The 12,672-nt window shown below is 47.6% G+C and carries 7 protein-coding genes and 2 rRNA genes; 5 read left to right on the top strand and 4 right to left on the bottom strand.

Going from position 1 to position 12,672, the window contains the following annotated elements; genetic code table 11:
* Window positions 1-97: 97 nt before the first annotated feature.
* Window positions 98-604, bottom strand: coding sequence for a porin family protein (locus tag NFHSH190041_RS19160; RefSeq protein WP_261923279.1), 507 nt, complete (start codon window positions 602-604; stop codon window positions 98-100).
* A 228-nt stretch (window positions 605-832) separates the two neighbouring features.
* Here NFHSH190041_RS19160 and NFHSH190041_RS19155 point away from each other — a divergent pair, with 228 nt between their 5' ends.
* Entirely contained in the window at window positions 833-1,603 is a 771-nt protein-coding gene (locus tag NFHSH190041_RS19155; RefSeq protein ID WP_261923278.1) for a DeoR/GlpR family DNA-binding transcription regulator, read from the top strand.
* A 70-nt stretch (window positions 1,604-1,673) separates the two neighbouring features.
* Entirely contained in the window at window positions 1,674-3,503 is a 1,830-nt protein-coding gene (glmS, locus tag NFHSH190041_RS19150) for a glutamine--fructose-6-phosphate transaminase (isomerizing) (protein WP_261923277.1), read from the top strand.
* 221 nt (window positions 3,504-3,724) lie between these two features.
* Here the strand turns inward: glmS and NFHSH190041_RS19145 are convergent, their stop codons facing one another.
* From NFHSH190041_RS19145 to NFHSH190041_RS19135, 3 genes are all read right to left on the bottom strand, one after another.
* Complete coding sequence (locus NFHSH190041_RS19145; protein WP_261923276.1) at window positions 3,725-4,270, bottom strand: protein tyrosine phosphatase family protein; 546 nt, start codon at window positions 4,268-4,270, stop codon at window positions 3,725-3,727.
* A 246-nt stretch (window positions 4,271-4,516) separates the two neighbouring features.
* Window positions 4,517-5,443, bottom strand: a complete 927-nt coding sequence (locus NFHSH190041_RS19140) for a 1,4-dihydroxy-2-naphthoyl-CoA synthase (protein WP_261923275.1) — start codon at window positions 5,441-5,443, stop codon at window positions 4,517-4,519.
* Window positions 5,444-5,569: 126 nt separating this feature from the next.
* Window positions 5,570-5,923, bottom strand: a complete 354-nt coding sequence (locus NFHSH190041_RS19135) for a hypothetical protein (RefSeq protein ID WP_261923274.1) — start codon at window positions 5,921-5,923, stop codon at window positions 5,570-5,572.
* A 91-nt stretch (window positions 5,924-6,014) separates the two neighbouring features.
* On the opposite strand from NFHSH190041_RS19135, the gene ccoG reads away from it, so the two are divergent.
* The 3 genes from ccoG (at window position 6,015) to NFHSH190041_RS19120 (ending at window position 12,652) form a co-directional block, all read left to right on the top strand.
* Window positions 6,015-7,442, top strand: coding sequence for a cytochrome c oxidase accessory protein CcoG (gene ccoG / locus NFHSH190041_RS19130; RefSeq protein ID WP_261923273.1), 1,428 nt, complete (start codon window positions 6,015-6,017; stop codon window positions 7,440-7,442).
* Between the two features lie 493 nt (window positions 7,443-7,935).
* A 16S ribosomal RNA gene (locus NFHSH190041_RS19125) occupies window positions 7,936-9,478 on the top strand.
* A gap of 281 nt (window positions 9,479-9,759) precedes the next feature.
* Window positions 9,760-12,652: ribosomal RNA gene (locus NFHSH190041_RS19120) — 23S ribosomal RNA — on the top strand.
* The 16S and 23S rRNA genes sit together here, the layout of an rRNA operon.
* The last annotated feature ends 20 nt before the right edge of the window (window positions 12,653-12,672 follow it).

The following is a 12,672-nucleotide window of genomic DNA, read 5'->3' as shown; positions in this document are numbered from 1 at the left end:
AATAACTAGGCGACAAACCACTCGCCGCGATTAAAACGCTTTTATCTCGAACAAAATTTAATCACGAAACGTCAACAGACCCTAGGTATAGCCGAAATTAAAAAGCGTAATTTACGCCAATGCTGAAACCATCTAATGTGACGCCATCTTTATCTAATAAATTGGAGTATTCAGCATTAAGACTGAAATTTTGATTGATCTGATAACCTAGACCAATACCGTAAGATATGTCGGAGTCTGAGTCTGATATGGAAAAGCCCATGGCTGATAAGGTCAATTCGCCCCTAGTGTAACCAGCCAAAATGTAGGGGTAAAAATTTTCTATTGGCATGCCAAGCTTGGCGTATGCACCATAATAGCTATCCAGTTCTAGTTTTACCCCGTTGTAAGAATCATCCCCAGCCCCGAAGCCTGCCCGAGCTTCAATTGCGATATATTCATTGAATCGATATCCACCAATAACCGAGATTGCCCCGAGTGATAGCTCTGGATCTAATCCAGACTCAGTATATTCAATAGCTGCATAATTACCGCCAATATAACCACCGGCATTGGCCAAAGGTGACAATACCGCTAGGGTTAAAACTGCTAGCGCTTTTTTCATTTAATTCTTCCTTGATGTAGTTTTTGGGTGACTATCTTTAGTCCCGCATATCATAGCATTAGGAGTCTTCTTATCGTCTGTTGATAAAACAGTTCGTAACATCTTATTTGCTTGTTTTTTGTCTCAAAAGTTGAGACAGGGGGATGTTGAGCTGCTGCAAAATTAAACTGGCTATTTTGTTTCAGTTTTATATAATTTCTTTCGAAACGAAACTTATATTAGTAAACCATGACTAAACGTAATACTCAGCAACGACGGCATGCAATACTTAACCTGTTGAATAAAAAGGGTGAAGTGAGTGTCGATGAGTTAGCTGTCCGTTTAGAAACCTCCGAAGTTACGATTCGTAAGGATCTAACCCTGCTAGAGAAAAATGGTTTGCTGTTTCGTCGTTATGGCGGAGCTATCTCTGTGCCCCAAGACATCAGTCAGGGCAATTATCGGCCCTTGTCCACTAATAAGCAGGGGATTGCGGCGGCAGCTGCAGGGCTGATTCGGGATCATAATCGCGTGATTATTGACTCCGGCAGTACCACGATTGGCTTAATTCCCCACTTGAATGACAAGCGTGGCTTACTGGTGATGACCAATTCACTGCAATTAGCCAATGCTATTCAGGAACTGGAAAACGAACCAACGCTATTGATGACGGGGGGCACGTGGGATCCGCATTCAGAATCCTTTCAGGGCAAAGTGGCTGAGCAAGTATTGCGTTCATATAACTTTGACCAGTTGTTTATTGGTGCTGATGGCTTAGATTTACAGCGTGGCACCACAACGTTTAATGAATTGACGGGCTTAAGCAAAGTGATGGCCGACGTTGCTCGTACTGTTGTTGTGATGCTGGAGTCAGTCAAGCTGGGGCGGATTATCCCTAATCTTGAGTTACCTTGGAGCCAGATCCATTATCTGGTTACCGATGATGCTCTGCCCGCAGATGCGGCTGCACAAATCCGCAAGCAAGGGGTTGAGGTTATCTTGGCCCCCTTTACAGAATAATCATATAACTGGTAGCCGGCATTATGCTGGCTGCTATAGACAATATTGGTTTTACGCAGGACAGAAAAATATGTGTGGAATTGTAGGCGCAGTGGCGCAACGGGATGTTGCTGAAATCTTGTTAGAAGGTCTGAGAAGACTGGAATATCGTGGATATGACTCCGCCGGTATGGCAATTTTGCATGAAGGACAGCTCAGCCGTACCCGGCGTGTGGGTAAGGTTCAAGAACTGGCCAGTGCACTGGAGAAAAATGCTATGCCAGGTGGTACCGGTATCGCACATACCCGCTGGGCTACCCATGGTGAACCGAGTGAGCGCAATGCCCATCCACATATTTCCGGCTCAGATATTGCTGTGGTACACAATGGCATTATTGAAAACCACGCCAAGCTGCGGGAATTCTTGACTGGTCTGGGTTATGTGTTCGCCTCAGATACTGATACAGAAGTGATTTGCCACTTGGTGCATCATGAACTGCAGCGTCATGATTCTTTGTTAGCTGCGGTACAAGCGGCAGTAAAACAGCTGGAAGGGGCTTATGGTACCGTGGTGATTGACCGTCGCGATCCTGAGCGTCTGGTTGTTGCCCGTAGTGGCAGTCCATTGGTGATTGGTTTTGGTCTGGGGGAAAACTTCGTTGCTTCTGATCAGTTGGCTCTATTACCGGTGACCCGGACTTTTGCTTATCTGGAAGAAGGTGATGTTGCTGAAGTTACTCGTCGTGAAGTGAATATTTTCGATGTAGATGGCAATCCAGTTGTGCGGGAACAAAAAGAGTCAGAAATCACCCATGATGCCGGTGATAAAGGCGAATATCGCCACTATATGCTCAAAGAAATTTATGAGCAGCCAGCAGCCTTAGCCAGAACTCTGGAAGGCCGGATTGCGGGCCAACATGTATTGGATAGCGCTTTTGGCGACAATGCGGCTGAGTTTCTAAAAGATATCAAACACGTTCAAATTATTGCATGCGGTACCAGCTATCATGCCGGTATGGCGGCTCGTTACTGGCTGGAAGAATGGGCAGGTGTTTCCTGTAATGTGGAGATCGCTTCAGAATTCCGTTATCGCAAATCCCATCTATTTCCAAACAGCCTGCTGGTGACCATTTCTCAGTCCGGTGAAACCGCGGATACGTTGGCTGCTCTACGTTTGGCTCAGGAAATGGGATACAAGTCTACCCTGACTATCTGTAATGCACCTGGGTCATCACTGGTACGTGAGTCTGATATGGCGTATATGATGAAAGCTGGCGCTGAAATCGGGGTGGCATCAACTAAGGCATTTACTGTACAGCTGGCCGGTTTGATGATGCTGACCGCGGTGCTAGGCCGTTACAATGGTATGCCTGATGAAATGCAAAAAGCCATTTCTCAATCCTTGTTGTCTATGCCTGCTAAAGTGGAACAAGCCTTGAGTCTGGATGATGCCATTGCCGCATTAGCAGAAGACTTTGCCGATAAAAATCATGCTCTGTTCTTAGGTCGTGGCGATCAGTACCCGATTGCAATGGAAGGCGCGCTGAAGCTGAAAGAAATTTCCTATATTCACGCTGAAGCATACGCATCTGGTGAGCTTAAGCATGGTCCATTGGCGTTGATCGATGCCGATATGCCAGTAATTGTGGTGGCTCCTAATAATGAGCTGCTGGAAAAGCTGAAATCTAACGTAGAAGAAGTGCGTGCCCGTGGCGGCTTAATGTATGTCTTTGCCGATGTGGATGCAGAGTTTGAGTCTGATGACACCATGAAAGTGATCCCAGTGCCACATTGTGATGCCTTTATGGCTCCGCTGATCTACACCATCCCACTGCAATTGCTGTCTTATCATGTCGCATTGATTAAGGGCACAGATGTCGATCAGCCTCGTAACTTAGCTAAATCCGTTACTGTGGAATAATGTCAGCGGTATAAATTACCGAGCTAACAAAAAAACTCCGGTGCTTGTGCAACCGGAGTTTTTTTATGGTTCTTTATAAATACTAGCGTAGGCGATATTACTGCGATCTTTTCTTTACGTTATATGCTGCTGACAAATAGCCGGCTAACAGAATAAAAGACGCTCCTTATTTACACCGCTTTTTCGGGAATTCAGACCAATAGGATATGGCTTGATGTCAATCAGTTGCCGTATTTGGCTTTTACATTGTCAATGAGCGTTTGCCATTGAGGGTATTGTGCTAGGCTGGCTTGAATGTCCTCACCCCATGGCGTCATGGTTTTGGCCATGGTTTTACTATCGCTTTTGCCCAGATGGGTGACTTCATACAGATAGACAAAAGCGGATGCCCGGTAGTTTGCTAAACAGTGCACCATAATATCTTTGCCCTGATTGGCCAGCATAACGTTAAAGAATTTGTCCACATCTGTCATTTGGGGATTTTGCCAGTCTACAGGAATGGCGACATATTCCATCCCTGCGGCTTTCACTAGCTCGGCTTCGTTTTGGTATTCTTTGTTGGTGCTATCCGGCATTAAGTTAATCACCATATCAACACCGGCTTGTTTCAATTGAGGAATTTGCGCTTCGCTGGGTAATCCGGCGGTTAATGTATGCTTATCCACCTGCTGCACGGCTTTAATGCCCTGTAATTGTTCTGGCAGTATGACATCGGCATAACTGAGGCTGGTGAACATCAACATGGAAAATAGAGCCAGACTTTTCATTTATTTGTTCTCTTTCTTATGACGACCGACGTTGCGGCCCTGGAAGGGTTTCACAGTAAGATGGCTGGTTATAAAGAAAAGTTCAGCACTATCAGGGAAAAATATGAAGAGAGTTGAATATTTTGTGGCTTTGTTTGATGGATCACTGTCCATACCAGCATGGAATGTGATGTATGCACAATATGCCGTCTTGATAGTAAAAAACCGCCCAGAGGCGGTTTTTATGGTAAAAGTGATGCTATGGCATTAGTAATGCCATGGGAAGCGAGAAAAATCCTGATCCCGTTTTTCTAAAAATGCATCCCGGCCTTCTTGGGCTTCATCTGTACCATACGCCAGACGGGTTGCCTCTCCGGCAAATAATTGTTGTCCAACTAAGCCATCATCTGGCAGGTTAAAGCCGTATTTCAACATCCGCATGGCTGTCGGGGATTTGGAGTTAATCTCCTTTGCCCAGCGCAATGCTTCGGTTTCTAGCTCGGCATGGGGAACCGATTTATTAACCATACCCATATCAAAGGCTTCATCAGCACTGTAATTAAAACCACAGAAGAAAATTTCCCGAGCCCGTTTTTGGCCAATCATCTTGGCTAGGTAAGCACTGCCGTAACCTGAGTCAAAGCTAGCGACATCTGGATCTGTCTGTTTGAATACTGCATGTTCTTTGGAAGCCAAGGTCAGGTCGCATACTACATGTAGACTGTGTCCGCCCCCGACCGCCCAACCTGGGACAACGGCGATAACCACTTTAGGCATAAAGCGGATTAAACGCTGTACTTCTAGAATATGCAGTCGTCCCATACGGGCCACATCGGCAGTACCAGTTTCGGCTCCTTCATATTTATAGCCATCTTTACCGCGGATACGCTGATCGCCACCGGATGAGAAAGACCACTGGCCTTTGGCTGAAGGGCCATTACCTGTCAGTAAAACGCAGCCAACATCTGACCATTGTCTGGCGTGATCCAGAGCGATGTACAGTTCATCCACAGTTTTAGGGCGGAAAGCATTGAGACAGTCTGGGCGGTTAATAGCGATACGAACGGTACCCTGATCTTTGGCTCTGTGATAAGTAATATCTTCAAAATCAAATCCAGGGACGCTATCCCATAAAGTAGCATCAAAAATATCAGCAACTTGGGATTGCTGTGGCTGAGAGTGTTGCTCGGTCATGTTAAACGGCCTAAATAGGAATAATCGTCAAAGGCTAGGCTGAATTGCCTTTGTGGTCAATTCCCCGCTGAGTAATGGGATTGCCATTGCTAAATCCAATTAGCGTCATTTGTTAGCTATGGATGCTTAATTGAGCTGATCACATAAATAGCGGGTGTTATCTCGGGAAAACACCGGGTGTGTTGGATTCGCACTTTGACAAATGGTGTCGACAAAATTGTTGAGGGTTTCTGGTGAGGTAAAAATAATGTCCAGTTCAGTCTGCTCTGGCTTTGACATTCGCACAGTAAAACGATGTTTATCCGGCATTGGTTTCGTATGCGTGCGAATAATGTCGGTACCAGTGAAGGCTGCCACAGTTTGTCGGATCTCTGTTTGCAGTTGTGCGGCTTTATCACTTGATGCTGTCAGTAAGTCCGTTTCCAAATACAGATAATATCCGGCAGCAAGCAGTAAACCAAGTGTTATCAATTGCCTCATCTTTTATTCCAATTAGATGAATTGCGTTTACAATGGCGGCTATAATAAGCCAGTTTCAGATCATTGATAAAGCAGTAAAAGGCTGAAGCCGATGAACTCCGTACCCAAACAAAAAACTACCCGGCAACACCAAACAATTAAAATCCACCAACCTGATCCGGATAAAGCAGACCGCTTTAACCCCAGAAATAGCATCTATGTACGCGCTGTTGATGGTGTTTGGACCAGACTGCGGCGAAAAATGGGTTGGGTTGCCATGCTATTTTTCCTACTGTTGCCGTGGCTCAGTTGGCATAACCGTCAGGCTGTCTGGTTCAATCTGGTCGAGCAGAAGTTTCATATTGGGGGCTTGGTGATTTGGCCTCAGGATCTCACTTTGTTAGCCGCGGTCTTTATGATTGCAGCTTTCGGCCTGTTTTTTATTACTACTTATCTGGGGCGGGTATGGTGTGGCTACACCTGCCCGCAAACCGTATGGACGTTTATTTTTATCTGGGTCGAGGAGAAGATTGAAGGGGCGCGTAATAAACGCATCAAACTGGATCAAATGCCCTGGGATAGTAATAAGGTGATACGTAAAAGCAGTAAACACATCCTCTGGTTGTTGATTTCTCTGCTGACCTCGTTGACCTTTGTCTCTTATTTTGTGCCTGCCAAGCAACTCTATCTGGATTTTTTCAGCCTAAATGCCAGTGGTGCAGTATATTTCTGGGTCTGTTTTTTTACTTTGGCAACCTATGGTAATGCGGGATGGATGCGGGAAATTATGTGCATCCATATGTGCCCTTATGCTAGGTTCCAGTCCTCCATGTTTGACCGTAATACTTATATTGTCGGTTATGACACTGTGCGAGGAGAAACTCGTGGCCCCAGATCCCGTAAAGCAGATCCGGCACAATTAGGGTTGGGAGACTGCATTGATTGTGATTTATGTGTGCAGGTCTGTCCCACGGGAATCGACATTCGTAATGGACTGCAATACGAATGCATTAACTGCGGCGCATGCATTGATGCTTGTGATCAGACAATGACTCGTATGGGATATCAAAATGGGCTTATCAGTTACACAACTGAAAACCGATTGGCCGGCAAAACAGAATCTGTCCTCAGACCTAAGTTACTTGGCTATGGTGCTGTACTCGTGGTCATGATGCTGTTATTGATTTATGCCATGGGACATATTGCCCCGCTGCGCATAGATATTATTCGCGATCGCAATCAGCTTTACCGGGAAAATATCGATGGGTTGATTGAAAACACCTTTACGCTGAAATTACTGAACAAAACAGAGGTGGATGCCCAATATCGATTATCGGTAACGGGATTACCTGATCATCAATGGATTGGACCTGAATCCGTTACAGTAAAAGGAGGCGAGATCTTTACCTTACCTATTAGTATTGCCGTTGATCCTGTCAGTCTTACTCGTGCTATTACGGATATCCAATTTTCAGTGACACAGCTCGCAGGTAATCAGCCTGTGACAGTATCGCAGGAGTCACGTTTTTTCAGTCGTTAGACAATAAACTTAACAGTAACGCCCTTAAAATAGCATTTAGAGGGCGTTTTTTGTTCGGTTTGGCTGCACTTTAAGCACTTAAACTCGTTAATACGTTTTTATGTAAATTAGCTCTTGCGCAAAAAAATAAGCTGCCTATAATGCGCCTCCATCGACACGGCACAACGCGCTTCCAGCGGTTGTTGAAGTGAAGATTCACTCACTTGCTAAGGCAATGAGTGACGCGAAAAACATTTGAAAAAATGCTTGACGCGACAACAGGAAAGCGTAGAATACGCAGCCCTGACCCGGTGAGAAACAGCATCGGTTGCTCTTTAACAATATAAACAGACAAGCAAATCTGTGTGGACATTCGCAGATGTTGATGAGGTCGACAAAGACTTTTATCAATGAACGAAGTTCGCGCAGCATGCAAATGCAGTCATTGCCTTAATGGGTAATGATGCAAAGACAGAATTCATTGAGCAGAACCTTCGGGTTCAACCAAAACTTTTAATTGAAGAGTTTGATCATGGCTCAGATTGAACGCTGGCGGCAGGCCTAACACATGCAAGTCGAGCGGTAACAGGAAGTAGCTTGCTACTTTGCTGACGAGCGGCGGACGGGTGAGTAATGCCTGGGAATATGCCGAGATGAGGGGGATAACAGTTGGAAACGACTGCTAATACCGCATAATACCTACGGGTCAAAGCAGGGGACTTTCGGGCCTTGCGCATCTTGATTAGCCCAGGTGGGATTAGCTAGTAGGTGAGGTAAAGGCTCACCTAGGCGACGATCCCTAGCTGTTCTGAGAGGATGATCAGCCACACTGGGACTGAGACACGGCCCAGACTCCTACGGGAGGCAGCAGTGGGGAATATTGCACAATGGGGGAAACCCTGATGCAGCCATGCCGCGTGTGTGAAGAAGGCCTTCGGGTTGTAAAGCACTTTCAGCGAGGAGGAAAGGTTACTGGCTAATATCCAGTAGCTGTGACGTTACTCGCAGAAGAAGGACCGGCTAACTCCGTGCCAGCAGCCGCGGTAATACGGAGGGTCCGAGCGTTAATCGGAATTACTGGGCGTAAAGCGTGCGCAGGCGGTTTGTTAAGCGAGATGTGAAAGCCCCGGGCTCAACCTGGGAACCGCATTTCGAACTGGCGAACTAGAGTCTTGTAGAGGGGGGTAGAATTCCAGGTGTAGCGGTGAAATGCGTAGAGATCTGGAGGAATACCAGTGGCGAAGGCGGCCCCCTGGACAAAGACTGACGCTCATGCACGAAAGCGTGGGGAGCAAACAGGATTAGATACCCTGGTAGTCCACGCCGTAAACGATGTCTACTCGGAGTTTGGTGCCTTGAGCACTGGGCTCTCAAGCTAACGCATTAAGTAGACCGCCTGGGGAGTACGGCCGCAAGGTTAAAACTCAAATGAATTGACGGGGGCCCGCACAAGCGGTGGAGCATGTGGTTTAATTCGATGCAACGCGAAGAACCTTACCTACTCTTGACATCCAGAGAATTCGCTAGAGATAGCTTAGTGCCTTCGGGAACTCTGAGACAGGTGCTGCATGGCTGTCGTCAGCTCGTGTTGTGAAATGTTGGGTTAAGTCCCGCAACGAGCGCAACCCTTATCCTTACTTGCCAGCGGGTCATGCCGGGAACTTTAGGGAGACTGCCGGTGATAAACCGGAGGAAGGTGGGGACGACGTCAAGTCATCATGGCCCTTACGAGTAGGGCTACACACGTGCTACAATGGTCGGTACAGAGGGTTGCCAAGCCGCGAGGTGGAGCTAATCCCAGAAAGCCGGTCGTAGTCCGGATCGGAGTCTGCAACTCGACTCCGTGAAGTCGGAATCGCTAGTAATCGTGGATCAGAATGCCACGGTGAATACGTTCCCGGGCCTTGTACACACCGCCCGTCACACCATGGGAGTGGGCTGCACCAGAAGTAGATAGCTTAACCTTCGGGAGGGCGTTTACCACGGTGTGGTTCATGACTGGGGTGAAGTCGTAACAAGGTAGCCCTAGGGGAACCTGGGGCTGGATCACCTCCTTACCTAAGCGACACATTACGCTGTTGAGTGTTCACACAGATTGCCTTGTCTGGCAACATTGACTCCTTAGTTGAGTTGATGACGTTCTTTAACAATTTGGAAAGCTGATAGTAGAAACAAACCTCTCTTTTTAAGAAAGGCTTTGTTAATACAAAATTGAGTTCTCAAACACTTTAATCAAGTAAATTGAGTATTCTAATCAAGGCGTTGTGATTCGAAAGAATTACAATTATCAAACCAGCAAGTTGCAATGCAACCTGAATGAAACTCATTTGGGTTGTATGGTTAAGCGACTAAGCGTATACGGTGGATGCCTTGGCAGTCAGAGGCGATGAAGGACGTGTTAATCTGCGAAAAGCTGTGCTTAGCCGATAAAAGGCACTTGAGGCACAGATGTCCGAATGGGGAAACCCGGCACCATAAGGTGTCATCATATACTGAATACATAGGTATATGAGGCGAACGAGGGGAACTGAAACATCTAAGTACCCTTAGGAAAAGAAATCAACCGAGATTCCCCAAGTAGCGGCGAGCGAACGGGGACCAGCCCTTAAGTCTTCAGGGTGTTAGTGGAATAAGTTGGAAAGCTTAACGGTACAGGGTGATAGTCCCGTACACGAAAACTAACTGAAGATGAAATCGAGTAAGGCGGCACACGTGATATGTTGTCTGAACATGGGGGGACCATCCTCCAAGGCTAAATACTCCTGACTGACCGATAGTGAACCAGTACCGTGAGGGAAAGGCGAAAAGAACCCCTGTGAGGGGAGTGAAATAGAACCTGAAACCGTATACGTACAAGCAGTGGGAGCGGTTCTTGAGACCGTGACTGCGTACCTTTTGTATAATGGGTCAGCGACTTACATTTAGTAGCGAGGTTAAGCGAATAGCGGAGCCGTAGGGAAACCGAGTGTTAACTGCGCGTTTAGTTGCTAGGTGTAGACCCGAAACCCGGTGATCTAGCCATGGGCAGGTTGAAGGTTGAGTAACATCAACTGGAGGACCGAACCGACTAATGTTGAAAAATTAGCGGATGACTTGTGGCTGGGGGTGAAAGGCCAATCAAACCGGGAGATATCTGGTTCTCCTCGAAAGCTATTTAGGTAGCGCCTCGCACGAATACCATTGGGGGTAGAGCACTGTTAAGGCTAGGGGGTCATCCCGACTTACCAACCCTTTGCAAACTCCGAATACCAATGAGTACTATGCGGGAGACAGACAGCGGGTGCTAACGTCCGTTGTCAAAAGGGAAACAACCCAGACCATCAGCTAAGGTCCCAAAGTTATTGCTAAGTGGGAAACGATGTGGGAAGGCTTAGACAGCTAGGATGTTGGCTTAGAAGCAGCCATCATTTAAAGAAAGCGTAATAGCTCACTAGTCGAGTCGGCCTGCGCGGAAGATGTAACGGGGCTAAGCAATACACCGAAGCTATGGGTACTAGCACTTGTGCTAGTGCGGTAGAGGAGCGTTCTGTAAGCGGTTGAAGCGGAAGCCGTAAGGCACCGTGGACGTATCAGAAGTGCGAATGCTGACATGAGTAACGATAAAGGGAGTGAAAAACTCCCTCGCCGAAAGACCAAGGGTTCCTGTCCAACGTTAATCGGGGCAGGGTGAGTCGACCCCTAAGGCGAGGCCGAAAGGCGTAGTCGATGGGAAACGGGTTAATATTCCCGTACTTCTGCTAACTGCGATGGAGAGACGGAGAAGGCTAGGCCAGCACGGCGTTGGTTGTCCGTGTTTAAGATGGTAGGCAGTGTGTTTAGGCAAATCCGGACACATAATGCTGAGAATTGATGACGAGGTGCTACGGCACTGAAGTGGTTGATGCCATGCTTCCAGGAAAATCTTCTAAGCTTCAGGTTAGTAGGAATCGTACCCCAAACCGACACAGGTGGTCGGGTAGAGAATACCAAGGCGCTTGAGAGAACTCGGCTGAAGGAACTAGGCAAAATGGTACCGTAACTTCGGGAGAAGGTACGCTCCTGTTGGTGATGAGACTTGCTCTCTAAGCTGACGGGAGTCGCAGATACCAGGTGGCTGCAACTGTTTATCAAAAACACAGCACTGTGCGAACTCGCAAGAGGAAGTATACGGTGTGACGCCTGCCCGGTGCCGGAAGGTTAATTGATTGGGTTATCTTCGGAGAAGCTCATGATCGAAGCCCCGGTAAACGGCGGCCGTAACTATAACGGTCCTAAGGTAGCGAAATTCCTTGTCGGGTAAGTTCCGACCTGCACGAATGGCGTAATGATGGCCACGCTGTCTCCAGCCGAGACTCAGTGAAGTTGAAATTGCGGTGAAGATGCCGTATACCCGCGGCTAGACGGAAAGACCCCGTGAACCTTTACTATAGCTTGGCACTGAACATTGACCCTACATGTGTAGGATAGGTGGGAGACTTTGAAGCGGTGACGCCAGTCATCGTGGAGTCAACCTTGAAATACCACCCTTGTAGTGTTGATGTTCTAACTCTGGCCCCTGAATCGGGGTTGAGGACAGTGCCTGGTGGGTAGTTTGACTGGGGCGGTCTCCTCCCAAAGAGTAACGGAGGAGCACGAAGGTTGGCTAAGTACGGTCGGACATCGTACGGTTAGTGCAATGGCATAAGCCAGCTTAACTGCGAGACAGACACGTCGAGCAGGTACGAAAGTAGGTCATAGTGATCCGGTGGTTCTGAATGGAAGGGCCATCGCTCAACGGATAAAAGGTACTCCGGGGATAACAGGCTGATACCGCCCAAGAGTTCATATCGACGGCGGTGTTTGGCACCTCGATGTCGGCTCATCACATCCTGGGGCTGAAGTCGGTCCCAAGGGTATGGCTGTTCGCCATTTAAAGTGGTACGCGAGCTGGGTTCAGAACGTCGTGAGACAGTTCGGTCCCTATCTGCCGTGGGCGTTGGATGATTGAGGGGAGCTGCTCCTAGTACGAGAGGACCGGAGTGGACGAACCGCTGGTGTTCGGGTTGTCATGCCAATGGCATTGCCCGGTAGCTACGTTCGGAATCGATAACCGCTGAAAGCATCTAAGCGGGAAGCGAGCCCCAAGATGAGTCATCCCTTAGACCTAGAGTCTACTGAAGGGCCGTCCGAGACTAGGACGTTGATAGGCAGGGTGTGTAAGCGTTGTGAGGCGTTGAGCTAACCTGTACTAATGACCCGAGAGGCTTAACCATACAACCCAAAAGGGTTTTGT

Source organism: Shewanella sp. NFH-SH190041, from assembly GCF_024363255.1.
Lineage (GTDB): Bacteria > Pseudomonadota > Gammaproteobacteria > Enterobacterales > Shewanellaceae > Shewanella.
The sequence above is the reverse complement of the archived record's forward strand: the minus strand, read 5'-3'. Positions and strand labels throughout refer to the sequence as shown.